Annotated in this window: 23 protein-coding genes and 1 tRNA gene; 11 read left to right on the forward strand and 13 right to left on the reverse strand. The window is 67.8% G+C overall.

Features of this window, described 5'->3' with window-relative positions:
* Nucleotides 1-9: 9 nt before the first annotated feature.
* From DK459_RS16505 to DK459_RS16515, 3 genes are all read left to right on the forward strand, one after another.
* Complete coding sequence (locus tag DK459_RS16505) at nt 10-972, forward strand: hydroxymethylglutaryl-CoA lyase (RefSeq protein WP_024070490.1); 963 nt, start codon at nt 10-12, stop codon at nt 970-972.
* 62 nt (nt 973-1,034) lie between these two features.
* Nucleotides 1,035-2,021 carry a tripartite tricarboxylate transporter substrate binding protein gene (locus DK459_RS16510; protein ID WP_006385763.1) on the forward strand — a complete coding sequence of 329 codons (987 nt, stop codon included), beginning with the start codon at nt 1,035-1,037 and terminating at the stop codon, nt 2,019-2,021.
* Nucleotides 2,022-2,100: 79 nt separating this feature from the next.
* Nucleotides 2,101-2,174, forward strand: a tRNA-Gly gene (locus DK459_RS16515).
* A gap of 176 nt (nt 2,175-2,350) precedes the next feature.
* On the opposite strand, the gene DK459_RS16520 is transcribed toward DK459_RS16515, so the two are convergent.
* From DK459_RS16520 to DK459_RS16530, 3 genes are all read right to left on the reverse strand, one after another.
* Nucleotides 2,351-3,223: a nucleotidyl transferase AbiEii/AbiGii toxin family protein gene (locus DK459_RS16520; protein ID WP_006385764.1), complete on the reverse strand. Its 873-nt coding sequence runs from the start codon at nt 3,221-3,223 to the stop codon at nt 2,351-2,353.
* The gene (locus DK459_RS16525; protein ID WP_006385765.1) at nt 3,211-4,272 is read right to left on the reverse strand and encodes a hypothetical protein; all 1,062 of its coding nucleotides are present in this window, start codon (nt 4,270-4,272) and stop codon (nt 3,211-3,213) included. Before DK459_RS16525 ends, DK459_RS16520 begins: the two co-directional genes overlap by 13 nt.
* A 138-nt stretch (nt 4,273-4,410) precedes the next feature.
* Nucleotides 4,411-5,019: a TetR/AcrR family transcriptional regulator gene (locus DK459_RS16530; protein ID WP_024070487.1), complete on the reverse strand. Its 609-nt coding sequence runs from the start codon at nt 5,017-5,019 to the stop codon at nt 4,411-4,413.
* Nucleotides 5,020-5,127: 108 nt separating this feature from the next.
* Here DK459_RS16530 and DK459_RS16535 point away from each other — a divergent pair, with 108 nt between their 5' ends.
* Both DK459_RS16535 and DK459_RS16540 read left to right on the forward strand, forming a co-directional pair.
* Nucleotides 5,128-6,588 carry an amidase gene (locus DK459_RS16535; RefSeq protein WP_024070486.1) on the forward strand — a complete coding sequence of 487 codons (1,461 nt, stop codon included), beginning with the start codon at nt 5,128-5,130 and terminating at the stop codon, nt 6,586-6,588.
* 52 nt (nt 6,589-6,640) lie between these two features.
* Nucleotides 6,641-7,696 (forward strand): DUF72 domain-containing protein, encoded by a 1,056-nt coding sequence (locus DK459_RS16540; RefSeq protein ID WP_110134911.1) that lies wholly within the window; start codon nt 6,641-6,643, stop codon nt 7,694-7,696.
* A gap of 31 nt (nt 7,697-7,727) precedes the next feature.
* Here the strand turns inward: DK459_RS16540 and DK459_RS16545 are convergent, their stop codons facing one another.
* Together DK459_RS16545 and DK459_RS16550 are read right to left on the reverse strand one after the other, a co-directional pair.
* Nucleotides 7,728-8,702, reverse strand: coding sequence for a tripartite tricarboxylate transporter substrate binding protein (locus DK459_RS16545; protein WP_006385769.1), 975 nt, complete (start codon nt 8,700-8,702; stop codon nt 7,728-7,730).
* Nucleotides 8,703-8,730: 28 nt separating this feature from the next.
* Complete coding sequence (locus DK459_RS16550) at nt 8,731-9,936, reverse strand: mandelate racemase/muconate lactonizing enzyme family protein (protein ID WP_054516382.1); 1,206 nt, start codon at nt 9,934-9,936, stop codon at nt 8,731-8,733.
* A 61-nt stretch (nt 9,937-9,997) separates the two neighbouring features.
* Here DK459_RS16550 and DK459_RS16555 point away from each other — a divergent pair, with 61 nt between their 5' ends.
* On the forward strand, nt 9,998-11,251 hold the full coding sequence (locus DK459_RS16555) for a citrate synthase family protein (protein WP_123767372.1): 1,254 nt from the start codon (nt 9,998-10,000) through the stop codon (nt 11,249-11,251).
* A 34-nt stretch (nt 11,252-11,285) separates the two neighbouring features.
* Here the strand turns inward: DK459_RS16555 and DK459_RS16560 are convergent, their stop codons facing one another.
* Nucleotides 11,286-12,830 (reverse strand): amidase, encoded by a 1,545-nt coding sequence (locus DK459_RS16560; RefSeq protein WP_158288275.1) that lies wholly within the window; start codon nt 12,828-12,830, stop codon nt 11,286-11,288.
* 89 nt (nt 12,831-12,919) lie between these two features.
* On the opposite strand from DK459_RS16560, the gene DK459_RS16565 reads away from it, so the two are divergent.
* Complete coding sequence (locus DK459_RS16565) at nt 12,920-13,726, forward strand: RraA family protein (protein ID WP_233256815.1); 807 nt, start codon at nt 12,920-12,922, stop codon at nt 13,724-13,726.
* Between the two features lie 110 nt (nt 13,727-13,836).
* Nucleotides 13,837-14,883, forward strand: a complete 1,047-nt coding sequence (locus tag DK459_RS16570) for an RNA methyltransferase (RefSeq protein ID WP_110134913.1) — start codon at nt 13,837-13,839, stop codon at nt 14,881-14,883.
* Nucleotides 14,884-14,935: 52 nt separating this feature from the next.
* Here DK459_RS16570 and DK459_RS16575 read toward each other — a convergent pair whose 3' ends face one another.
* Entirely contained in the window at nt 14,936-15,634 is a 699-nt protein-coding gene (locus DK459_RS16575) for a Crp/Fnr family transcriptional regulator (protein WP_020926220.1), read from the reverse strand.
* A 216-nt stretch (nt 15,635-15,850) separates the two neighbouring features.
* Here DK459_RS16575 and DK459_RS16580 point away from each other — a divergent pair, with 216 nt between their 5' ends.
* The 3 genes from DK459_RS16580 to DK459_RS16590 are packed head-to-tail and all read left to right on the forward strand — an operon-like array spanning nt 15,851 to nt 18,810.
* Nucleotides 15,851-17,074, forward strand: coding sequence for an ABC transporter substrate-binding protein (locus DK459_RS16580; protein WP_110134914.1), 1,224 nt, complete (start codon nt 15,851-15,853; stop codon nt 17,072-17,074).
* Between the two features lie 10 nt (nt 17,075-17,084).
* Nucleotides 17,085-17,999: a 3-keto-5-aminohexanoate cleavage protein gene (locus DK459_RS16585; protein WP_024070480.1), complete on the forward strand. Its 915-nt coding sequence runs from the start codon at nt 17,085-17,087 to the stop codon at nt 17,997-17,999.
* 34 nt (nt 18,000-18,033) lie between these two features.
* On the forward strand, nt 18,034-18,810 hold the full coding sequence (locus DK459_RS16590) for an SDR family oxidoreductase (protein ID WP_020926223.1): 777 nt from the start codon (nt 18,034-18,036) through the stop codon (nt 18,808-18,810).
* Between the two features lie 24 nt (nt 18,811-18,834).
* Here the strand turns inward: DK459_RS16590 and DK459_RS16595 are convergent, their stop codons facing one another.
* From DK459_RS16595 to DK459_RS16620, 6 genes are all read right to left on the reverse strand, one after another.
* Nucleotides 18,835-20,391 (reverse strand): fumarate hydratase, encoded by a 1,557-nt coding sequence (locus DK459_RS16595; RefSeq protein ID WP_110134915.1) that lies wholly within the window; start codon nt 20,389-20,391, stop codon nt 18,835-18,837.
* Nucleotides 20,392-20,454: 63 nt separating this feature from the next.
* Entirely contained in the window at nt 20,455-21,813 is a 1,359-nt protein-coding gene (locus DK459_RS16600; RefSeq protein WP_199234293.1) for an MFS transporter, read from the reverse strand.
* Between the two features lie 90 nt (nt 21,814-21,903).
* A complete protein-coding gene (gene maiA / locus DK459_RS16605; protein WP_006385781.1) occupies nt 21,904-22,575 on the reverse strand; it encodes a maleylacetoacetate isomerase in 672 nt (223 codons plus the stop codon).
* Nucleotides 22,576-22,588: 13 nt separating this feature from the next.
* A complete protein-coding gene (locus DK459_RS16610; RefSeq protein WP_006385782.1) occupies nt 22,589-23,611 on the reverse strand; it encodes a fumarylacetoacetate hydrolase family protein in 1,023 nt (340 codons plus the stop codon).
* A 59-nt stretch (nt 23,612-23,670) separates the two neighbouring features.
* Complete coding sequence (locus DK459_RS16615; protein ID WP_006385783.1) at nt 23,671-24,630, reverse strand: MBL fold metallo-hydrolase; 960 nt, start codon at nt 24,628-24,630, stop codon at nt 23,671-23,673.
* Nucleotides 24,631-24,666: 36 nt separating this feature from the next.
* Complete coding sequence (locus DK459_RS16620; protein ID WP_006385784.1) at nt 24,667-25,263, reverse strand: VOC family protein; 597 nt, start codon at nt 25,261-25,263, stop codon at nt 24,667-24,669.
* Between the last annotated feature and the right edge of the window lie 24 nt (nt 25,264-25,287).

Below are 25,287 nucleotides of genomic sequence, written 5' to 3' on the forward strand. Positions count from 1 at the left end.
GATGCGCTCATGAACACCGGTTCCCCCGTCCTGGAAATCAACGAGGTCGGCCCGCGCGACGGCTTGCAGATCGAAGCGCGCATGGTGCCCACCGAAGACAAGATCGCCTTCATCGACGCGTTGTCCGATTGCGGCTTCGCCCGCCTCGAGGTCACCAGCTTCACCTCGCCCAAGGCGATTCCGGCCCTGGCCGACGCCGGCGCCGTGATGCAGGGCATCCGCCGCCGGCCCGGCGTGATCTATACCGCGCTGGTGCCGAACATCCGCGGCCTGGAGCGGGCGCTGGAAGCGGGCGTCGACGAGATGAACCTGGTCATGTCGTGCAGCGAGACGCACAACCGCGCCAACCTGCGCATGACCCGGCAGCAGTCGTTCGACGAACTCAGCCAGGTGCTGGCGGCCGCCGGACGCGCCGGCGCGCCTTGCAACGTCTCGCTGTCGACCGCGTTCGGCTGCCCCTTCGATGGCGACGTGCCGGCGGGGCAGGTGCTGGACCTGGCCGCCCGCCTGGTCGACGCCGGCGCCCGCGGCATCACGCTGTGCGACACCACCGGCATGGCCTACCCCAGCCAGGTCGGCGAGCTGTGCGCGCAGGCCGCGCAGCGCTTGCCGGGCACAGCGCTCACCGTTCACCTGCACAATACGCGCGGCATGGCCCTGGCCAACGCCGTCACCGCCTGGCAGGCCGGCATCACCCGATTCGACGCGGCCGCGGGCGGCCTGGGAGGCTGTCCGTACGCGCCCGGCGCCAGCGGCAACGTCAACACCGAGGAACTGGTCCACATGTTCGAGTGCATGGGCGTGCGCACGGGCGTGTCGCTCCAAGCGCTGCTCGCCATCCTGCGCGGACTGCCGGGGCTGGTCGGCCGCGACCTGCCCATGGCGCTGTTGCGCGCCGGGCCGCGCCTGGCCGCGCATCCGCCGCCCGCGTGGCTGGCGGAGCGGTTCGGGCCGGCCGGCGGCGCCGCATAGGTTTTTGCTTCACACCACGCGCCTGGGGGCGCTTCATACAAAAACAGCAAGGAGACAACCGCATGACCGCATTTCGATCCATTCCCGTTCTACGCGCCTGCGCCATCGCGCTGGGCCTGGCCGCCGCGGGCGCTGCCCACGCGCAGGCGGATTTTCCCAATCGTCCCGTGACGCTGATCGTGTCCGCCGCGCCCGGCGGCACCACCGACATCGCCGCCCGCCTCATCGCCCAGCCCCTGGGCGCCGCGCTGGGACAGAGCGTGGTCGTCGAGAACAAGCCGGGCGCTTCCGGCGGCATCGCCGCCCAGGCGGTTGCCCGCGCCAAGCCCGACGGCTATACGCTGTTGCTGCAGTATTCCGGCTTCCAGGTCATCACCCCGCACGTCACGCCGACCTCCGGCTGGGATCCGATCAAGGACTTCGCGCCGGTGGCCAATGTGCTGTCCGCGCCCCAGGTGGTAGTGGTGCGGCCGGACCTGCCGATCAAGTCGCTGAAAGACCTGGTCGCGTACGCCAAGGCCAACCCGGGCAAGCTCAACTACGCATCGTCCGGCAATGGTTCGTTGCAGCAGGTCGCCACCGAACTGCTCAACCAGATGGCGGGCACGCAGATCACCCACATCCCGTACAAGGGCACAGGCCCCGCGCTGAACGACCTGCTGGGTGGCGCCGTCGACATGACCATCACCACGCCGCCGCCGCTGCTGGGCCAGATCGCCGCCGGCAAGCTGCGCGCGCTGGCCGTCACCGGCAACACGCGCCTGGCGTCGCTGCCGGACGTGCCCACCGCCGCCGAGGCCGGTTATCCCGGCCTGATCGTCTCGTCCTGGTTCGCCATGTACGCGCCCAAGGACACGCCCGCGCCGGTGGTGGACAAGATCGCCGGTGAAATCCAGAAGATCATGCAGACCGACGCCTTCCGCCAGAAGGCGGCCGAGCAGGGCGCCGAGGCGGAATTCATGGGGCCGAAGGCGCTGGGCGACTACACCCAGGCCGAGCTGGACCGCTGGGGCAAGGTGGTGAAGGCGGCGGGCATCACGGCGAATTGAGAGGGACGGCCTGGGGCGGAAAAACCCAGGCTATAATCTTGGCCTCTGCCCCGGTCTTGTGCCGGGGCACGACACCCGAGCGGGTGTAGTTCAATGGTAGAACGGCAGCTTCCCAAGCTTCATACGAGGGTTCGATTCCCTTCACCCGCTCCATTCCAAAGAATGCCAGGACGGCTACTGACGTCCAGATCCGCGTGAGCTGCCTCTCTCTCGCATGATGCTCCAACCTGAATTACCGTTTGAGTTCCTGGTAAGGCAGCGTCTTTCAGTGCAGTGATCGGAGGCTCCGGCAGGCCGCGAGGTTCGTGCCTGGCCCCTGCGGTCATGACTCAAGTTCGCAGCGCCATCGCGCGCAGCAGCGCATCGATCTGCCCGAATGCATCCTGCTGCCATTGTTCGGGTGTGCGGTCTCCCAGCGCATGCGTGTCTTCGACGAAGCGCCTCACGCAGGTGGGGCCGTATCCCTCGAAGGCATCGAACTTGTCGGCGATGTGTCGAAACCCGCGCTCGCCGCTTGCGTGTTCCAGTAGAGGGAGACATTCTTGCGCCAGCGCTTCGATGCCACCAAGGTAGTTCCGCACGCAGTAGTAGATATCGTAGGCATCCTTCTGCTTGTAGCGGCCCGCCAGCGCATGACCTTTCATGGCCAATAGGGCAGGGATGGAGCACACCGCGATCTCTACGCGGTTGGTCCCTCCGTCCGGCATTGGGCCCTCCACCGCCACCAGCCGATAGAACCGCATCGCCAAGTCAGCGCCGTCGGCCCGTTGTACGGCAAAGTCGCTGATCAGGGGAGGGGTGTTCTTGACGATCTCCGCGTCGCGCGGCATCAAGAAATCGATCACGATGTCGATCGCCTCCCCGTCATCTCGCGCGGGAACCTGGCGAACCAGCTGGAAGCGCCGAAGCCCGTCGCGCTGGGTGTATCCGTGGCTCTGAAGCGCACCGATCAAGGTTGCGTACTCACCGTCGCCGAGCGTTTCTGCATCCAGACCAACGTCCACATCGAGCGTGCCGACGTGGGGCATGTCCTCGTTGGCCAATAGCAACCAGGGTACTGCCCCGCCGATGATGGCAAACTTGCCTTTGAAGCTGCCAAGTATCTGACCGATTTCGATCAGCACGGATTTCACGGCCGCGGTCGTGCGGTCGTCATATTCGGCGGCCGATTGTGGCTCCTGAGATGGCTTCATTTGGGCCATGAAAGCTCTTCCTTGCGCAGGTGGTCGGCGGCCTCGGCGCCGCGTTCGCCGGCAATGGAGAGGTCGAGGTAGGTTTGAACCAGACTCGTGCAGACTGCGCCCGGCGCAGGTTCAACGGTGTCGGTAAGCAATCCCATGTCCTTCGGCACGATGATGACCACGTTCTCGCCCTTTGCGGCAGGCGCGAGCTCCAGCGCCGACTGAAGCTTGCGTAGGCCATCCTCGTCGGCGAAGAAGTATTGTGTGCCGGTACGACCGTAGGGCGAAAGCCACTGCGCTGCCGAGAACGATGCGAAAGCAGCACGTCCAGGACCGTCGTCAGCGCGCAGCGCGGTACGGGCCGCGTTTTCGAACATGCTGCCATGCAGGGGTGTGTAGAACCGCAGATGTTCACCTGACGGTGCGGTGTAGCTGTCTCGCCATGCGTCCAGCAGTGCATCGGGTTCCGAGAGGATGAGGCCATCGTTCGAGGCGCGTGCCCATTCCCGATTAATCAAGCCGGTGCGTACATTACTGACGTGCCCCAGGCTGACGCCGGAAATTTCCGACAACTCGGTGACGCGCCATGCACGGTCGGGTTCGCGTAGCATGACGCGCAGAACCTGAGCCGATTTTGGCCTGAACAGCGATTTGAGTTCGCGTTGTTCGGCCACCGGTTTGTCCGCCACCATGCGCTCGATGAATACGCCGCCAAAAGCGATCCGGGCGTTGCCCTCCAGGTCGAGATAGCTGACGTCCTTCTCTTCGCACAACCGCCTCACCGCGGGCGAGATGTAGGGAGCGATGAAGACAGGCGTTGCCTCGGGAGCTCGCTCCGCAACGTAGTTCCGCAGTTCCAGCAACGCGGACCGGGCGTACCGCGGTTGCCCGTTCGATTTGTATTCGCAGATAAGCAGGTGCCGTTGGCCGTTGACGAGCAGCCGAGCGGTCAAGTCCGGCTCCCAATCACCGGATACGACTTCGGCTTCGATGCCTTCTATCTGAAGGATCGGGATCTTTTCAAGGACCCACCGCAGCGCCTCACCAGCCCGGGCCTCCGCTTCTTTCATTGGATGATCCTCTTTCATCATTCGCTGAAAGTACCATATTTATTGAAAGCCGTGGTCAAGATTTCATTCTTAATGGGATTTCAGCGTCTGCTGAAATTTATTCATAAAGTGAAATTTTGTTCCCTTCACCCGCTCCATTCACCGACGACCAACCGTAGCCTGCCGTGCGATGACGGCATCGACGATCCGCCGCAACTGCCGGTCGGCGTCGCGGATTGAGCGGTTCTGCGCGGACACCTGCGCGCCCTCGAACAGGAACGTGAGTTCGCTCGCCGCGTCTTCAGGCGACGCCAGGCCCGCCCGCTCGCACAGGCTGGCCAGTCGCCGCCATTGCCGCACCTTGTGTTCCTCGATCAGTTGGCGGCCGGGATGTTCCGGATCGGGCAGCTCCGCGATCGAGTTGATGAACGCGCAGCCGCGGTGCGACCAGGCGCGCGCCTCGTCCGAAAAATAGGTGACCCATCCAATGATCTGCGCGCGGGGATCGTCCGGATGCGCGGCCTCGATGGCATCGAGCGCGCGCCAATAGTCGTCGATCACCTGGCGCAGCCATTCGGTCACCAGCACATCCTTTGATTGGAAATGGCGGTAGATCGCCATCTTCGTCGTGTTGCCGCGAGCGGCGATGGCCTCGACGCCGGTCGCCCGGATGCCTTCGTTGTAGAACAGTTCGCCGGCCGCCGCGAGCACGCGTTCGCGCGGCGCGGGAGTGGCCTCGTTCTGGTTGTCGCTCTGTTTTCTTTTCATGGGTGCTTGACGATGATACTGATCGGTATCATCATTCGGGTTCCGTTGATACTGATCAGTATCACTCAGTGGCGATTCTATGCCACCCCTGGTCGATAGGAAACCGTAATGAAGCTCTCGGAGTACGTGCAGTACGACGCGATCGGGCTGGGCAGCCTCGTCGCGCATGGCGAGGTGAGTCCACGTGAGCTCGCCGACGCGGCGCTGCAAGCGTGCGCGCAGCTCAACCCGCGGATCAACGCGGTGATCGAAAGCTGGTCGCCGGACCTGGCCGACGTTGCCCCCGCGCGGGAAAGAAATTCGCCCCTCGCGGGGGTCCCTTTCCTGATCAAGGATGTGGGCGTCGCGATGGCCGGCAGGAAAAACGAGTTCGGCAGCCGGCTGGCGCAAGGCTTCACGGCGGCGGCCGATTCGCTGCTGATGCGGCGCTTTCGCGAGGCCGGGCTGGTGACCCTGGGGCGCACCGCCACGCCAGAGTTCGCCTGGAGTGGCACGACCGAATCCACGCTGTGCGGCCCGACGCGCAACCCCTGGAATGTGGCCCACGGCTCCGGCGGGTCGAGCGGCGGCGCCGCGGCGGCGGTTGCCGCCGGCATCGTGCCGTTGGCCCATGCCACCGACGCGGCCGGCTCGATCCGCATTCCCTCGGCGGCTTGCGGCGTGTTCGGGCTCAAGCCGACGCGCGGCCGCGTCTCCAATGGGCTCGCGCTGGAAGAGGCCATCAACGGCCTGGCGGCCCAGCTTGGCGTCAGCCGTTCGGTGCGTGACAGCGCCGCGCTGCTGGACGCGGTGCACGGCGCGGCGGATGGCGAGCCGTATGCGATTGCGCCGCCGGCTGGCCGTTACCTGGCGCAAGTCGGCATCGAGCCGGGCAAGCTGCGCATCGGCGTCATGCCGCAGGCGTGGGGAGGCAGGCGTACCCAGGCGTGCGTCCTGGAGCGCCTGGCCGAGGCGGTGCGGCTGTGTGCCTCGCTAGGCCACGAGGTCGAAGAGGCCGAGGCGCCGCTGGGCGTCAGCTGGGAGGCGTTCGTGCATGCCAGCTCGGTGCTGTGGTCCGCCAATATCGCCGCATGGATCGACGGCATCGCGGGCGCCATGGGGCGCCGGCCCGATCTGGCAACCCTGGAGCCGCAGACGCTCGCGGTCTATCGGACGGGGCGCGGGATCGGCGCCATCGAGATGGTCCATGCCCTCGATCTGCGCAATGCCGTGACCCGCAGCGTGGCGGCGTTCTTCTCGCGCTACGACCTGCTGCTGACCCCCACGCTGCCTGAACTGGCTCCGGCGTTGGGGACCTATGCCGCCGGCGCCGACACGATGGACGGCCACCAGTGGACCGACTGCGTCTTCGGCAATTCGCCGTTCACCCCGGTGTTCAACGCCGCCGGATTGCCGGCCATGTCGGTGCCGTTGTTCCAGGACGCCGCGACCGGCCTGCCGATTGGCATGCAGTTCGTTGCGCCGGCCGGCCGCGAGGATGTGCTGTTCCAGGTGGCCGGCCAGTTGGAGCGCAGCCTGCCTTGGGGGGGGCGGGAGCCCGGCGTGTGGGCGTCGACGGTGAACGAGTGAGCCGGCGCGATTCAAGTACCCTATAGCCCATCCCCGTGCCAGAACCACAAGTATGCAAGACGATCTTTTCGGCGATGCGCTGCCCGTGCCGCCGGCCAACACGCCGGATCAGGCCGCGTCTCGTGCCAATCCCGACCTTTCCGCCCTCCGGAGCATGGCCAGGGTGCTGCCCGCGCCTGCGGGGCAGGAATGGAGCGCGCTCGCGGGGCAGTTGCCGGCGCAGTTGCGCTTTGGCGTCTCCACCTGGTCGTACCCCGGCTGGGAAGGGTTGGTCTGGGACGGCGAATATGATTCGAGCACGCTGTCCAGGCACGGCCTGGGCGCCTACCACCAGCATCCGCTTTTGCGCACGGTCTGCGTGGACCGCACGTTCTGGCAGCCGTTGACGGCGAGCCAGTACGCCGCTTATGCGGGGCAGGTCGATGAGGATTTCCGTTTCGTCGTCAAATGCCCCGCCAGCGTTACCGATGCCCAGGTGCGTGGCGAAGCAGGCAGGACGCGGCAGGCCAATCCGCTTTTCCTCGACCCGTCGGTGGCTGTCCAGGAATTCGTGCGCCCGGCGCTCGAAGGCCTGGGGGCCAAGCTCGGTGTGCTGGTGTTCCAGCTGAGTCCGTTGCCGCTGGGCATGTTGAGCCGCTCGGCATCGCTGTTCGAGAAACTGGGGCGCATGCTGGCCGCCGTGCGTGAGGCATTGTCCGCGCATGATGCCGTGATCGTCGCCGTGGAAGTGCGCGCCCCGGAACTGCTGGGCCGGGCGCTGGTCGACACGCTCAAGGCGCATGGCGCCACCTTCTGCCTGGGGCTGCATGGCAAGATGCCGCCGATCGACGCGCAACTGCCGATGCTGCGCGCGCTATGGCCGGGGCCGCTGGTCTGCCGCTGGAACCTGAACCGCGTGTTCGGCGCATACGGTTATGCCGACGCGCAGAAGAAGCATGATCCGTTCAATGCCATCCTCAGCGAGGACATCCCCACGCGCACGGCGCTGGCGCGCACGGTCCGCGGCATTACGGGCGCGGGCCAGCCGGCCTACGTGACGGTCAGCAACGACGCCGAGGGCTGCGCGCCGCTGTCCATTCAGCAACTGGCCCAGGCCATTGCGGGGTAGGGCTGGACGGCAGACTCGGCGCCAAGGCCCGTCATTCCGGCTTTATACCCGCTGTCTTGACAGCCTCTCGCCACATCTCGACTTCGCTGGCTACCAGCCCGGCGAACGCCTGGGGCGTGGAGGATTTGGGTTCCAGCCCTTCCCTGGCGAACTGTTCCCGCAGCGCGGGCGCTTGCAACGCCTCGGACAAGCGTGCGTTGAGCAGGCTGACCACCGCGTCCGGGGTTCCCGCTGGCGCCGAGAGGCCATGCCACAAGGTCGCGGAGAATCCTGGAACGCCGGCCTCCGGCGCTGTCGGGATATCGGGCAACAGGCTGCTGCGGTTCTCGGTTGATACGCACAAGGCCGCCAACCGCCCATCGCGGACATAGGGGGTCACCGACGCCGTGCTCGCCAACATGAACTGAACCCGACCGGCCAGCAGATCGGTCAAGGCCAGACCGGTGCTACGGTATGGCACGTGGGAGACCGAAATTCCGGCTCTGCGGGCGAACAGCTCGGTGGCCAGATGCGTCGACGATCCGGTGCCCGAGCTGGCGTAGTTCAGACTGCCGGGTTTTTCCTTCGCCGCGCGCAGCAGATCCGCCAGGCGGGTGAAGCCGGTTTCCTTTCCTGCTACGAGCAACCAGGGACCGGACGCGATCATCCCCACGGCGCTGGTGTCCTTGACAACGTCATAGTTCAGCCGCATTACCGCGCCGTTGGTGGCGTGCGAGGTGGACAGCAGGACCAGGGTGTAGCCGTCGGGCTGCGAGCGTACCACCGCCTCCAGTCCCATGGCGCCGCCCGCGCCGCCGCGATTTTCCACCACCACACTGACGCCCAGCCTGTCCGTCAGGCCGCGCGCCACCACGCGCGCCAGCACGTCGGAGCCGCCTCCTGGCGCATAGGGCACGACCAACCGTATCGGCCGCTCGGGGTATCCCGCAGCCGCCCAGGCTGGCCGTAGCGCCGCGCCAGCCGCCAGGGCCATCGTTGTTGTGAGGAATTTGCGTCGTTCGTTCATGTGTGTCTCCTGCACCCTGTCCGGTGCGTCAAGCGAAGCTGGGGTCGAACAGCGACAGCGCGACGTCGCCGGGCGGGTGGCCGTCCAGGATGGCCTCGTCGACGACGATCCCCAGGCCGGGTTCGGCGCTCGCGCGGAAATGGCCGTCGCGCAGCACGGACGCGTTGCCGCGCACACCGGTCTCGAACAACGGCGACTCGGCGAACTGCTGTTCGACCGCCTCGGTGATGCCGAGCGCCGCGCACACATGCACGGTGTGCGCATGGGCCACCGGGCCCGAAGGGTTATGCGGCGAGACGGCGATATCGTGACCGGCCGCCAAGGCGGCGATGCGGGCGAATTCGCCATAGCCGCCGCAGTACTTGATATCCGGCATGATGACGTCGTACAGCCCTTGCGCCACGAAAGGCAATGCGCCGGCCACGCCGATGATGTTCTCGGCGCCGGCCAGTCGCATGCCGGCATGGTTCGCATGCCTGCGCAACGCGCGGATGCTGTCGTGCCATTCGGGGGACTCCGGTACGGGACATTCGAGCCAATGCAGGCGGGCGTCGGACAAATCATCGATGAAGCGCCTGGCGGCGTCGCCATCGAGGCGCCAGTGGCAGTCGACCATCAGCGGCAGGTCCGGCCCGATCGCGTCGCGCACCGCCAGGATGCGCTGCACGGCGCGCGCGGCCTCCGCCACGCCCTCGGCGGACGATGCCGTCCGCGGCGTCACCGCATCGAACGGCATGATCTTGATGCCCTGGAAGCCCGCGCCGACGGCGGCCTTGCAGGCTTGGGCAAAACCCGCCGGCGTGCGTTCCCTGACACTGCGATTGACGGTCGCGTAGGACCGCAGCGGCGTGCGATCGGCTCGGCCCCACAGATCGCAGATTGGCAGGTCCAGATACTGGCCGGCGAGGTCGAGGCTGGCCTGATCCAGCGCACTGATAACCGCATTGCCCGCGCGCCCTGCGGGCATGCCGGGGTAGGCTTTGCAAAGCGTGGCGAGTTCGTCCAGCGTCAGGTTGCGGATAGACGGCATCAAGCGTGCCAGGATGGCACTCATCGCACCCTCATGGGCGCGCAACGTCAGCTCGCCCCAGCCATGGCGACCGTCGTCCATGATGAGCTTCAGGAAGCTCCAGTTCGACCGCGGCGCGACGCCGGCCACGTGCAGGCTTACGTCCGCGACGCGGGCGGCCGCGCCTGTTTTTCGAGTTTCCAGGATGATTGAATGGCTGCGCATGCCGTGGGCTCCTCCGCCGTGATCGCATTGATGGGACCGAGGCACGAAGCCTCGCTGTGTTGTGTTCGACGATCTTATCGGCCACACTATTCGGGTCAACGTAGATTCGCCGAATCAATGCATGGAAAGCCACATATCCCGCGAAAAAAAGCGGATTCCGCTGATCGGATCCGATGAGGCGGCGAAGTTGCTCGGGATATCCCTGCGCACGCTCTACTCCTACGTCAGCCGTGGCCGCATCGGCCGCGTAATCGATCCCGTCACGGGCAACAGCCAGTACAACAGGGCGGAGGTCGAGGAATACGCGCGCAAGCGCGATCGCGGCCGCAGCGCGGGCAGCGCCGCGCGGGCTTCGCTCAGTTTCGGATTGCCAGTGATGGACAGCCAGGTCTGCGCCATCAAGGCCGGCAGACCGTGGTTTCGCGGCCAGGACGCCATCGCTTTCAGCGCGACCGCCACGCTCGAGCAGACGGCGGCCTTGCTTTGGGACGTGGATAGCCTGCCCGAGACGGGCCGCGCGGATGTGGCGGAGGACGCCGGCGCGGGCGGCGAGCGCTTTCTGCCGCGCTTTCATCAATGGCTGCTCACGAACATGGATCGGCTGCACGTGCGCGAGGCGCTGAGCCGCGACGAGCAGCTTAGGCACGCCAGCCGCATCCTGCGCGCCGGCGCGATCCTCGCGGTTGGCGATGAGCTGCATGGCGCTGCGATACACGAGACCATGGCGCGCGCCTGGGGCGTGCCGGCCGGCGCGGCCGACATCATCCGACGCGCGCTCGTGCTGCACGCCGACCACGAGCTGAATCCGTCCAGCTTCGCGTTGCGCTGCGTCGCCTCGACCATGGCATCGCCCTATGCCGCCACCCTTGCGGGTTGTTGTGCGGCCAGCGGCGTCAAACACGCGAACTTTTCGGCGGTGATGGCCTTGACTGGCGCGACATTGCGCGGCGAGGAACCAGCCGCGTTGGTGGCCGCCCACGTGGCGACAGGCCAGGCGTTGCCGGGCTTCAACCATCCGCTCTATCCCAAGGGCGACCCGCGCGCGACGGCCCTTCTCGATGACCTCCGGGGCATCGCGTCCGGCCGCGATATGGCGCGCATCGACGGGCTGCTCCATGCTGCCCGCTCCAGTCAGGGCCTGCTGCCCAAGAACGATTTTGCCTTGGCCGCGGTCACGCATCTGCTGCGCCTGCCGACGGACGCGTGCGAGCGCATTTTCGTGGTCAGCAGAATCGTCGGTTGGAACGCGCACGCCCTGGAGCAGTACAGTTCGCCGCTGCTCATCCGGCCCCGGGCGCGCTACGTGCCGGACTAGGTGCCGTTGGCCCGGGAAAGGGCGTGCAGCGCCGTCAACGCCGATCCGCGGTCGGTGGTTTGCGGCGGGCCTGCAAGGTCTGCTCGACGGCCAGCGCCAGCCCCAACAGGCGCACGTCGTCGCCGGGCCTGGCCAGCATGTCCAGTCCGACCGGCAATCCGACTGGCGCGCCAGCGTCGGGTGGCGTGAAGCCGGCCGGCAGGTCGATCGCCGGGAATCCCAGGGCCGATGCGAATATGCCGTTGCGTTCCGGCCTGGGGGCATCGCCCACGGCCAAGGGGGGGCGCTTCTGTGCCGGGTAGACCATGGCGTCCAGCGCCTGGGTGTCCATCAAGTCCAACATCTTGCGGCGTAGTGTGTCGCCGTAGCGCAGTGCCTCGCGGTACTCCGGCATGGCAAGAGGGTCCTGCCAGGCCACGGCCTGCTGCAGGAACTTGCTCATCCCGGCGGGATACCGGCCCGCGGCCACATATGCGCGCAGCGAGGCCGGCCCGGCGCCCGTGGGCAGGCGCGCCAGGAACGCCTCGAACAATGGGCCGAACTCATAGTTGGCCACGTTGAGCCGCTTGCTGCCCAAGTCGGAATCGAATTCCGCGTCGTCAATCTCGACGATTTGCGCTCCTTGCGCGCGCAGGGCGTCCAGCGCCGTGCGTATGATCGCATTCACCGGCTCGTGTTCGGGACCTTTGCCGAACAGGTTCGCCAGCACGCCGAAACGCTTGCCGGCCAGGGACGCGCGCGCCGGCGGGCCCGCCCGCAGAGCCGTTGCCGCGCGCGCCGCCTCGGCGCCGGCAGGCCGCGGATCTGCCATGACGGCAAGCACCCGCGCGGCGTCGTCCACCGACCGGCAGATTGGGCCGACCACGTCCATGGTCGAGGACTGCGCGATGGCGCCGCGCCGACTGACCAGCCCGGCCGTGCTGCGCAGCGCCACCACGCCAGCGGAACTGGCGGCGTTGCGCAGTGAATTGACGGTTTCGGTGCCCAGCGCGCACAGGCTCATGCCGGTGGCCACGGCCACCGCTGAGCCGCCGCTGGAGCCGGCGGCAAATCGCGTGGGATCGTAGGCATTGAGCGTCTGGCCGCCCAGCGAACTGATGGTGCTGCCGGCCACGGCGAGCTCGTCAAGGTTCGTTTTACCTATGAACAGCGCGCCCGCGTCGCGCAACCGGCTCAGCGCGTCCGCGTCTTCGCCCGCCACATTGCCATGCAATAGAACGGAGCCCCCTGTCGTGGCCATGCCTTTTGCGTCGAGGTTGTCTTTGACCGCTATCGGTATGCAATGCAACGGCAACACCGTGCCCGCGCGCCGAAGCGCATCCAGCTTCTGCGCGTCCGCGAGCAGGTCCGGGTTGACCGAGATGAACGCCTTGAGTTGCGGGTCCCGCTGCCTGATCGTTGCCAGCGCATTGCGCGCGACGTCTGCGCAACGGATGCGGCCCGCGGCTTGCGCCTGGAGCATTTCGGCGATCGACAATTCGCCCGGGTCCGGCGCGGACGCGGGCGAAGCGTCGGCAGGCGGGATTGGCAAGGCCAGGGCGCATGCCAGGATGGTCTTGATATGGTGGCTCACGGCCATGGTGGTTCTCCCCATTCCCGCGCGGCGGGATCGTTCTGGTTGGATGCAACGCCGGCTCATCATGAGCGCGGCGGCGCGCGGCGTCCAGGTTGATTCGTCGAAGCAACGTTTACGTCGCCTGCGCGCATCGCCATAATTTCCACGCGGTCTCCTGCGCGCCGCCGGCGCGGCGCATTCTTCTTCTGGAATATCGAATGTCACAAGATTCTCCGCGCACATCCTGGCCGACGGGCTACTTGATCAAGCCCTGTGCCGATGCCCTGCCCGACGGTTGTGTCGACTTCTTCCGGGCCGCACCGGCCGCGGTGGTGGCGGACTGCGCCGGCCTGCAGGTTGCCTGTATTGGCCTGCGGCCTTTCCACGGCGCTGCGGGGGCGAAGCTGTGCGGTCCCGCCCTGACCGTTCGCGTGCGTCCCGGCGACAACCTCATGATCCACAAGGCATTGCTGATGGCGCGCACGGGCGACGTCATCGTCGTCGATGGGGCAGGCTACCTGTCCCGCGCGCTGGTGGGGGGACTGATGCGCGCCACGGCGCTGGCGAAGGGGCTGGGCGGGTTTGTGGTGGACGGCGCTATCCGCGATCTTGATGAGTGGGCTGACGGCAAGGTCCCTGTCTATGCGCGCGGCCATACGCCGCAAGGGCCGGAAAAGCAGGGGCCGGGCGAAATCAACGTGCCGGTGGTGTGCGGCGGCATAGACATCGTCCCCGGGGATCTTGTGATCGGCGACACGGATGGCGCGATTGCCGTCCCTCGCAAGGTGCTGCATGGCCTGGCAGAGCGGGTAACCCTGCACCTGCGGCGCGAAGCGAGCATCCGGGAACAGAACGCCGCCGGCCGGCCGGATGCCGCGCGCATAGATGACCTGCTGCGGGCGCGCGGCGTGCCTGTCTAGGTCGGACGCAACTTTTGGAACGCTCCGATTCCCGCGATGCCGGCAAGGCCATGGTCCTTGCCCGACCGCCTGCCGTTGCTTCTGGCCGGGCGCGGTAAAATCCGCTCCCCATGCGCTATTCCGATTTCGACCAACGTCTCGCCGCCCTGGGCGCCCAACCGGCCCATCGCGGCCGGGTCATGCGCGCCTGGCTGACCGGTCAGGCGTTCGACAGCGACACGTGGCGGCGGCGCTTCGACAACTATCTGCCACTGGCGCTGCGCGAGGCGCTGCCCGCCCTGTCCGCGGAGCTGGACGGCCTGGCGCGCGTCCGCTCCGAACATACCGGCCACGATGGCTCGCGCCTGCTGGTCGACCTGGCCGACGGCCAGATGGTGGAAAGCGTGCTGCTGCCGCGCGACGGACTCTGTGTTTCCACCCAGGTCGGCTGCGCGGTCGGCTGCCGGTTCTGCATGACCGGCAAGAGCGGCCTGATCCGCCAGGTCGCCAGCATGGAGATCCTGGCGCAGGTGGTGCTGGCGCGGCGGCAGCGCGCGGTCAAGAAAGTCGTTTTCATGGGCATGGGCGAGCCGGCGCACAACCTGGACAACGTGCTCGAAGCCATCAACCTGCTCGGCACCGAAGGCAATATCGGCCACAAGAACCTGGTGTTCTCCACCGTGGGCGATCCGCGCGTGTTCGAGGCGCTGCCGCGGCAACCCGTCAAGCCCGCGCTGGCGCTGTCGCTGCATACGACCCGGGCCGAACTGCGCGAACACCTGTTGCCGCGCGCGCCGAAGATCGCGCCGCAAGATTTGGTGGAAATGGGCGAACGATACGCCCGTGACACGGGCTACCCGATTCAGTACCAATGGACGCTGCTCAAGGGCGTCAATGACGGCGACGACGAACTCGACGCCATCCCGCACCTGCTCAAGGGCAAATTCGGCGTGCTCAACGTCATCCCCTTCAACAGCCTGGAGGGCGACGACTACCAGCGTCCCGAGACCGAACGCATCCGCGAGATCGTCCGTATCCTGCACCGCCGCGGCGTCCTGACGAAGGTGCGCAACAGCGCCGGGCAGGATGTGGATGGCGGCTGCGGCCAGCTGCGGGCCAGGGCGGTGGGCGCGGAGCGGGTGGTGCGGTTGCGCCGGTCACGGGGCGCGACCGCCTGACTCGGCCGCGCGGGCGGGCGCGCCGGCTACGCTGCGCGATATGCGCTGAGGCCTACCCCGGCATGTCCGCCGGATGATCCGCCGGCTCGCGGTTCAGTTTCGCGCAACGGTACAGCCCCTCCCGGTCCAGGATCGTCATCCCGCCATAGTGGGTCTGCAGTATGCCTTCCCGCGCCAGCCGGGTCAGGGCGGTGTTGCAGCGCTGGCGCGACACGCCGCACAGGCTGGCGATCTCTTCCTGCGAGATCTTGAGGCGGCCATTGGTGCCGGAATGCTGCTCGGCGTTCAGCTGCGCGGCGACGGCGCGGGCCACGGTGGTGTCGACGTCCAGCAGCACGTTGCCGGTATAGCTGGCCATCAGCCAGTTGACGCGCTGCGCCAGGTGCATCATCAGCGCCTTGGTGAACTCGATATTGTTGTTCCATAGGCGTTCGCAGGTGTCGCGCGGCAGGATCGCGACCTGGCTCGGCCGCAGCGCCACCACTTCGTATTCGAACGGCTCGCGGCGGATCATGGTGGCCTCGCCGAACCAGCTGCCGGTGCTGAAGCCGGCCAGCGACAGCGATTTGCCGTCCGAGCCGCGCGACGACCATTTCACCAGGCCGTCCACCACGCCGTACCAGCCCAGGGACTTCGAGCCCTCGCGGAACAGGCGTTCGCCCGCCTGCAATGACACCACCCGCAGTTCGGCCCGCACCACCTCGCGTTCGAGCTGCGGCAGGCCGTTGTACCAGGGTACGACGGCCAGCATCCGCTCCACCGGGTCTTGCCTGGCTCGCCGCTTCGGGCTGGCAGGTTCATGGCCGGTTCCGGCCGCTGCTGCGCGCATGGTTGTCCCCGTTCCGCCGTGGTGAGGGCGCCCAGGTAAACCCTAGGGCGCTTTGTCAACATGATGACTGTTCGCATTTGGGGCCGGTCCGAGAATATTCGGGGCCCCAGAGCCAAAAAACCATAAGAGGAGACAGGTATGTTGTCAATGCCACGCAGGTTTTCGCGCGCTGTCCTGGCCGGCGCCATCGCCGGCGCCCTGCTGCACGCGGGCGCGGCCCAGGCGCAGGTGTCCGACGACGTGATCCGGATCGGCTTCATCACCGACATGTCCGGCGTCTATTCGGGGCCGGACGGCCCGGGCGGGGCCGAAGCCATCAAGATGGCCATCGAGGAGATGGGCGGCGAGATCAACGGCAAGAAGATCGAACTGTTGACGGCGGACCACCAGAACAAGGCGGACATCGCGTCGGCCAAGGCGCGCGAGTGGTTCGACCAGCATGGCCTGGACATGCTGATCGGCGGCACCAATTCCAGCACGGCGCTGGCGATGTCCAAGGTGGCCGCGGACAAGAAGAAGCCGATCATCGTGGTGGGCGCGGGCGCGCCGGCCCTGACCAACGAGCAGTGCACGCCGTACACGCTGAACTATGCCTACGACACCGTGGCGCAGGCGCGCGGCACGGGCGCGGCGGTGGTGAAGGCGGGCGGCAAGAGCTGGTACATCCTGACGGCGGACTATGCCTTTGGCCATGCGCTGCAGGCCGATACCACCAAGGTGGTGGAGGCGGGCGGCGGCAAGGTGGTCGGGTCGGTCAAGCATCCGCTGTCGACCAGCGATTTCTCGTCGTTCCTGCTGCAGGCGCAGGCCAGCAAGGCCGAGATCCTGGCGCTGGCCAATGCCGGCGCGGACGCCACCAACGCGATCAAGGCGGCCAACGAGTTCGGCCTGACCAAGACGATGCGGCTGGCCGGCATGATCATGTTCATCAACGATATCCACGCCATGGGCCTGGAGACGGCCAAGGGCATGTACCTGACCGACAGCTGGTACTGGAACGCGTCGGACGAGACGCGGGCCTGGGCGCAGAAGTTCTACGAGCGCCGCAACGCCATGCCGTCGTCGCTGCAGGCGGCCGACTATTCGGCGGCCATCCAGTACCTGCGCGCGGTCAAGGCCACCGGCACGGACGACGCCGACAAGGTGCTGGCGTATCTGCGCGAGAACAAGCTCGACGACGTGTACATCAAGAACGGCGTGGTGCGCCCGGACGGCCGCGTGGTGCATGACATGTACCTGCTGCAGGTCAAGACGCCGGAGGAATCGAAGGCGCCCTGGGACTACTTCAAGGTGGTCCAGACCATCGATGGCAACGAGGCCTTCACCACCAAGGCCGAGACCCGCTGCGCCCTTTGGAAATAAGAGAACCGCCATGGCAAAACGCAAAGTGATCGTGACCATTGCCCCCACCGGGGGCATGGCGTTCAAGAGCCAGAACCCACATCTGCCGACCCAGCCGGCCGAGATCGCCGAGGATGTCTACCGCTGCTACAACGCCGGGGCCAGCGTGGTCGCGCTGCACGCGCGCCGTCCCGACGACCAGGCCACCTGCGACGCGGCCATCTACCGCGACATGAACCAGCGCATCCGCGAGCGCTGCGACATCGTGCTGAACAATTCCACGGGCGGCGGCGTGCACGGCGACATGGTCAAGGAAACCACGCCGGGCACCTGGGAGATCCTGTGGGAAGAGCGGCTCAAGGGCATGGACGCCGGCGCCGAGATGTGCACGCTGGATGCCACCACGCTCAATCTGGCCTTCGGCGACCGCGAATACCTGATGAACACGCCCTTGACGCGAGCCCGCGAGCTGGCGGCGGGCATGAAGGCGCGCGGCATCAAGCCGGAGTGGGAGGTGTTCAGCCCGACCCACATCCTGCAGGACGCGACTACGCTGATCAACGAAGGACTGGATGAAGAGCCGCATTTCATCAACCTGGTGATGAATGTGCACCGCAACTTCCAGAACGCGATGCCGTTCTCGCCGCGCCACCTGCAGATGATGGTGGACCTGCTGCCCAGGAACAGCATCTTCTGCGTCAGCGGCATCGGGCCGTCGCAACTGGAGGCCAACATCAGCGCGCTGCTGCTGGGCGGCCACGCCCGGGTGGGCCTGGAAGACAACCTGTATTACCGCCACGGCGAGCTGGCGACCAATGTGCAGCTGACCGAGCGCATCGTGCGCATCATCCGCGAGCTGGACATGGAGCCCGCGACGCCCGCCGAGGCGCGCGAGATCATGGGGTTGCCGCTGCGCAGCGGGGTGCGGCCGGAATTCGCGCTGTGAGAGCGGTGCGGCATTTTTCCAGGGATGTAGCCTGATGATTGAATCGTTGAAGGGCAAGCGGGTCCTGATCACCGCCGGCGCGGGGGGCATCGGCCTGGCCATCGCGCGCAAGTTCCTGGCCGCTGGCGCGCAAGTGCACATCTGCGATGTGGCCGCGGAAGCGGTGCAGGCCGCCGTGCAGGCGCACGCCGGCTTGAGCGGCAGCGTCACGGACGTGGCCGACGAAGCCCAGGTGCTGGCCATGTTCGCGGAGTTGGCCGAACGCTGGGGAAAACTGGATGCGCTGGTGAACAATGCCGGCGTCTCGGGCCCCACCAGCCGGCTCGAAGACACGGACCTGGCGGCGTGGCAGGCCACGCTGGACGTCAACCTGACCGGCACGTTCCTGTGCGCGCGCAGCGCGGTGCCGCTGCTGCGCGAGGCGGGCGGCGGGGCCATCATCAATATCTCGTCGGTCGCGGGCCGGCTGGGCTTTTCGCTGCGCAGCCCCTACAGCGCCAGCAAATTCGGATTGGCGGGGCTGACGCAGACCTGGGCGATGGAACTGGGACCGTCCGGCATCCGCGTCAATTCGGTGCTGCCGGGCGTGGTGGCGGGCGACCGGGTCGAGCGCATCATCGCCGCGCGCGCGGCGGCCGGCGGCGTCAGCAACGACGCCATGCGCGCGCAGTTGGTGGAAAAGGTGTCGCTGCGCAAGATGACCCAGCCCGAGGACATCGCCAACCAGGTGGCGTTCCTGTGTTCGGACGAGGGCGCGATGATCAGCGGCCAGAGCATCTCGGTGTGCGGCAACGTCGAATACCTGGGGTAGCGAAGAGGCGGCGGGGCACGCCGGCTATGCCCGGACACTGAGTCCGGGCGCCTCGATGCGGATCGGCGTGCCGATATCGCGGCGCCATTGCGCGGGCCCCGATACGTGCAGGTTGCCGCCGTAGGCGTCCACCGCCACCGTCACCGGCATGTCGACCACGTCGAACTCGTAGATTGCCTCCATGCCGAGATCCTCGAACGCGACCACGCGGGCACGGCGGATCGCCTTGGACACCAGGTAGGCCGCGCCGCCCACGGCGATCAGGTAGGCGGTGCGATGGCGCTGGATCGCGGCGACCGCGTCGGGGCCGCGTTCGGCCTTGCCGACCATGGCGATGAGGCCGGTGTGTTCCAGCATCATGTCCGTGTAGCCGTCCATGCGGGTGGCGGTGGTGGGGCCCGCCGGGCCGACGGCCTCGTCGCGCACGGCATCCACCGGCCCTACGTAGTAGATCACGCGGCCGCGGAAATCCGCCGGTAGCGGCTGGCCCCGCGCCAGCAGCTCGCGGATGCGCTGGTGGGCGGCGTCGCGGCCGGTGAGCATGCGGCCGTTCAGCAGCAGGGTCTCGCCGGCGCGCCAGCGGGTGACCTCGTCGCGGGTGAGCGTGTCCAGGTCCACGCGCCGGGCCGTGGCGGCCTGCGCCGACGGACCCAGGTCGGGCCACAGGTCGAGCGAGGGCGGTTCCAGGTGCGCCGGCCCGCTGCCGTCCAGCACGAAACGGACGTGGCGGGTGGCGGCGCAGTTGGGGATCAGCGCGACCGGCTTGGCGGCGGCGTGGGTCGGGTAGGTCTTGAGTTTCACGTCCAGCACCGTCGTCAGGCCGCCCAGGCCCTGCGCGCCGATGCCCAGCGCGTTGATGCGCTCGTACAGTTCCAGGCGCAGCGCCTCTTCAGGGGCAAGCGCTGCGCCGCTGGCGGCGCGTGCCTGCAACGTGTGCATGTCCAGCGGCTGCATCAGGCTTTGCTTGGCCAGCAGCACGGCCTTTTCGGCGGTGCCGCCGACGCCGATGCCCAGCATGCCGGGCGGACACCAGCCGGCGCCCATGGCCGGCACTTGCGCCAGCACCCAGTCCACCACGCTATCGCCGGGGTTCAGCATGGCCAGGCGCGCCTTGTTTTCCGAGCCGCCACCCTTGGCCGCGACGGTGATTTCCAGGCGGTCGCCCGGCACGATCTCGACGCTGGTGACGGCCGGCGTGTTGTCGCGGGTGTTGGCGCGCGCGAACAGCGGGTCGGCGATGACCGAGGCGCGCAGCGGATTGTCCGGGTCCAGCCAGGCGCGCCGCACAGCGGCGTTGACCGCGTCTTCCAGGCTGCCGGTGAAGTCCGTCCATTGCACGTCCATGCCGACCTTGAGGAAGACGTTGACGATGCCGGTGTCCTGGCAGATGGGGCGCCGGCCTATGGCGGCCAGGCGCGAACTGGCCAGGATCTGCGCCATGGCGTCGCGCGCCGGGGCGCTGGCTTCGCGTTCATGGGCGCGGGCCAGGTGCGCGATGTAGTCGGGCGAGTGGTAATGGCTGATGTACTGCAGCGCGCCGGCGATGGAGTCGATCAGGTCTTGCTGTCGGATGCGGGTCATGGGCGGGGACGATTGCGCGGGAGGAGCGCCGTCCGGAATCCGCGCGGATCCGGACGGCGGGTGTCATTCGGCGTGCAGGGTGACGCCGGGCCGGTCCTTGACCAGCGTGACGGCGATGAACGAGACCGCGGCCATGACGACGACGTACACGCCCACCAGCCACGACTGGCCGGTGGCGGAGATGATGGACTGCGCGATCATGGCGGCGAAGGCGCCGCCCAGGATAGAACCCAGCGCATAGCCGGCCGACACGCCGGAATAGCGCACGTCGGCGGGGAACATCTCGGCGTAGAGCGCGGCCTGCGGGCCGTAGGTCAGGCCCAGCGGCAACGACAGCGCGGCCAGCGCCAGGGCGAATTGCAGCGGATCGCCCGACTCGATGAAGGTCCACATCGGAATGGCCCACAGCGCCAGCAGCAGGTAGCCGAGCTGGAAGGTGCGCACGCGGCCGATGCGGTCGCCGAGCCAGCCGCCCAGCAGCGTGGTGCCGAGCCAGCAGGCGGCGGCCAGGGTGCAGATCATCAGCACCTGTTGCGGCGGCATGCGCAGGGCGCGGCTGCCGTAGCTGATGAAGAAGCCCACCAGCAGGTAGCCGGCGGTGCTGTTGCCCACGAAGATCAGCGTGGTCAGCGCGATCTGGCGCGGGTGCTTGCGCAGCAGCGCGCCCAGCGGCGCCGAGGAGTGGCTGCGGCGCGATTGCATGCGCAGGAATACCGGCGATTCCTCGACCGCGCGGCGGATGAAGACGCCGACGATGATCAGCGCGATCGACAGCAGGAAGGAGATGCGCCAGCCCCAGGCCATGAAGTTCTCCGCGCCGACCAGGGTGGTGATGCACCACAACGCGCCCGTGGCGACGATCATGCCCAGCGGCACGCCGATCTGCGGAAAGGCGCCGAACAGCGAGCGCTGGTCTGTCGGCGCGTGCTCGACCGCCATGAGCGCCGCGCCACCCCACTCGCCGCCGGCCGAGAAGCCTTGCAGCACGCGCAAGCCCACCAGCATCACTGGCGCCCACAGCCCGATCTGGGCGTAGGTCGGCAGCACGCCGATCAGGGCGGTGGATACGCCCATGAGGATCAGGGTGGCGGCCAGCACGCGCTTGCGGCCATAGCGGTCGCCAAGGTGGCCGCAGACGATGGCGCCCAGCGGGCGGAACAGGAAAGCCACGCCCACGGTGGCGAACGACAGGATCAGCGACAGTTCGGGATTGTCCTGCACGAAGGGGGCGAAGAACAGCGTGCCCAGCACCAGGCCCGCGGCCTGCACGTAGATGAAGTAGTCGTACCACTCGATGGCCGAGCCGACCAGCGTGGCGGCGAGCACCTTGCGGTCCTCGGCGCTGACCAGCGCCGCGGATGGCCGGCGTTCGCCGGCGGACGCGGGCGCGACGGCGCCCTGTCCGGGGAAATCTGTCTGCATGCGTGTCTCCTGTGGGGGGCGCGGACCGTGCCGCTGTGTTTTTGTTCGAGGGTTGGCCGGAGCGGATGAAGACCCGCTCCGGCCGTCGCGTCAGGCGGCGGCTTGCGCCGGCCGTGGCGCATCGGGCTGGTTCTCGGGACGGGCGGCGTCGAAGGCGGGCAACGCGGCGCAGGCCTGGACGATGGCGCGCACCTGGGTGAATGGCGCCAGGTCGACGCCGTAGCGCAAGGCGTTGTAGACCTGCGGCACCAGGCAGCACTCCACCAGCGTTGGCGCATCGCCCAGGGCATAGTGGCCGCGCCTGGCGGGCAGGGCGGCCTCGAAGGCGCGGAAACCCTCTTCGCACCAGTGGCGGTACCAGTCGTGTACCTGGTCGTCGTCGGCGCCGAATTGGGCGCGCAGGCGCTTGAGCGCGCGCAGGTTGTTCAGCGGATGCACCTCGCAGGCCACCAGCAGCGCCAGCGCCCGCGCCTGGGCGCGACCGGCCGGGTCGGCCGGCAGCAGCGCGGGTTCGGGGTGGCGGGCGTCCAGGTACTCGATGATGGCGAGCGACTGCTGCAGGCGCAGCCCGTCGATCTCCAGCATCGGCACCAGGCCGAACGGCGCCAGCGCGCGGTAGGCCGGCTGCAGGTGTTCGCCCTGGGCCATCTGCCAGGGCACCTGGCGATAGGGCAGGCCCTTGAGCGCCAGCGCGATGCGCACGCGGTAGGCCGCGGAGCTGCGCCAATAGCTGTGCAGTGTGAGGGAGGATGTCTCGGCCATGGCGCAGTCCCCTTCAGGCCGTGGCGGCTTGCGGCGCCGACCGGGCGGCGGGCAGCGGGCGGGTGCCGGGAATCCGCACCTGCTGGTCGATGTCGCCGAACAGGCTGTTGCCGGCCTCGTCGCGCATGGCGATGCGGACGCGGTCGCCGTGCTTGAGGAAGGGCGTGCGCATCTGGCCGTCGCGCAGCTGTTCGCGCACCCGCGCTTCGACCAGGCAGCACACGCCGACTGCGTCGCTGGCGTTGGAAATGGTGCCGCTGCCCAGGATCGTGCCGGCGCCCAGCCGGCGCGTGCGCGCGGCATGGGCGATGAGTTCACCGAAGTGGAATTGCATTTCCTCGCCGGCCTGGGGCTGGCCGATTAACCGGTCGTTGAGCCACACTTGCATCGCGCGGTGCAGCTTGCCGTCGCGCCAGTAGGGCGCAAGCTCATCGGGCGTGACGAAGACGGGCGACAGCGCCGACGCCGGCTTGCCCTGCAGAAAGCCGAAGCCCTTGGCCAGTTCAGGCAGCACCACGTTGCGCAGGGTGACGTCGTTCACCAGGCCCAGCAGCACCACGTGTTCCAGGGCGGTCGCGGGGTCCACGCCTTGCGGTACGTCGTCGGTGATCACCACGATCTCGGCCTCCAGGTCGACGCCCAGGTCTTCACTGGTGGCGGTGATGGGGTCGCGCGCGCCCATGAAGTCATCCGAGGCACCCTGGTACATCACGGGATCGGTGAGAAACGACGGCGGCATTTCTCCGCCACGGGCGCGGCGGGTCAGGTCGACGTGATTGAGATAGGCCGACGCGTCCAGCCATTGGTAGGCGCGCGGCAGCGGCGCGGCGCAGCGTGCCGGATCGAACGGCTGGCCGTCGCTGGCGCGCAGGTCGTCGCATTCCGCTTGCAGCAAGGGCGCGCAGCGGGCCCAGTCATCGAGCGCCTGCTGCAAGGTGGCGGCAATGTGCGGCACCGCCCGCATGCGGGTCAGGTCACGGTTGACGACGACCAGCTGGCCGTCGCGGCTGCCGTTGTTCAGGGTGGCGAGTTTCATGGGTGGCAATTCCGTGGTCAGGCGCGCCGAGACACGCGGCGCGCGATATCGAAAGGGGATCAGGCGGTCAGTTCGGCCCACATCTCGCGGTCGCGCTGGGCGGTCCAGACGCGCGGGTCGGTGATGCCGCTGGCTTCGTCGAAGGCACGCGAGATGTCGAAGGGAATGGCGTGTTCGTAGATCACGACGTGGCCGAACTCGGGGTCCATCACGCGGCGGGTGTCTTCATAGACCTGCTTGAGGCCCTTGCCTTCGCTCACGCCTTGGCGGGCGCAGCCGTACAGCGTCTCGACCCAGCGGCGGGTGTAGCCGATGGCCTCGCGGCAGGCGCCGGCGCTGGTGAGCGCGGGGCCGCGGCCGGGCACCATCTGTTTCGGCGCCAGGGCCTGCAACCGGTCGAGCGTGGCCGGCCAGTCCGACAGGTAGGCGTCGCCGGTGTAGACGCCGGCGTTGAATTCGACCAGGTCGCCGGCGAAACAGATGCCTTGCGAGGGAATCCAGACGATGGAGTCGCCACGCGTGTGGCCGGCGCCCAGATGCATCATGCGCACTTCCAGCTTGCCCATGAACAGGGTCAGCTCGCGCTCGAACACGGTGGTGGGCCAGGTCAGCCCGGGAATGGTCTCGGCGGACTGGAACAGGCGCGGGAAGCGGCCGATCTCGGAATCCATGTCGGCCTGGCCGCGTTCGGCGATCAGCTCGTAGGTGCCGCGGCTGGCGTAGGTGTTGACGGCGCCTTCGGCGGCGAAGGCCGACGCGCCCAGCACGCGCACGGCGTGGTAGTGCGTCAGCGCGACGTGGCGGATGGGCTTGTCGGTGACGCCGCGGATGGCGCGGATCAGGTTCCGCGCCATGGCCGGCGTGGCGGTGGCGTCGACCACCATCACGCTGTCGTCGCCGATGATGACGCCGGAGTTGGGGTCGCCGTCGGCGATGTAGGCGTAGGCGTTTTCGGACAGGCGCTCGAAGGAGGTCTTCTTTTCCGCCACGTCGGCCTGGGATGCGAAAGGCTTGCTCATCGTGTTCCTTGTCTGGATGAATGAAGGGATTCGGGGTCAGTCCGCGCCGCCATGGTGGCGCGCATGGCTGGTGGTGCCGGTGGCGCCGGGCTTAAGGCCGGCGGCCTTGTCGCGGTTCCAGGCGGCCAGTTCCTCGTGGGCGCTGCGGCGCTTGCGCGCCACGTAGTCGGCCACGGGCAGGCGCGCCGTCAGTTCCAGCCGGATGCCGTTGGGGTCGAAGAAATAGATCGAGCGGATGAAGTGATGGTCGGTCGGGCCGACCACCTCCACGCCATGCGCCAGCAGGCGCTGGCGCATGCGCTCCAGTTCGGCCTCGCCGCGGATTTCCATGGCGAAGTGGTTGACCCAGCGCGGCGTGCCGGGATCGGGCTGGCTCAGCGCGTTGTCGCCCAGGTCGAAGAAGGCAATGTGCGAGTGGTCGGCGAATTCGAAGAACAGGTGCACGAAGGGACAGTGTTCACCGGTGGACGGCACCCGTTCTTCCTTTACCACGTGCACCAGCGGCAGGCCCAGGATGTCTTCGTAGAAGCGGCGGGTTTCCTCGGCATCACGGCAACGCCAGGCGAAATGGTGCAGGCCCTGGATGGGCGGGCAGGCGGCCGCGGGGGTGGGGGAATCGGTAAGCTGCGTCATGGCGCGGTCTCCGTGGGTCAGGGG

The organism is Achromobacter sp. RW408 (assembly GCF_003184165.1).
GTDB lineage: Bacteria > Pseudomonadota > Gammaproteobacteria > Burkholderiales > Burkholderiaceae_B > Achromobacter > Achromobacter xylosoxidans.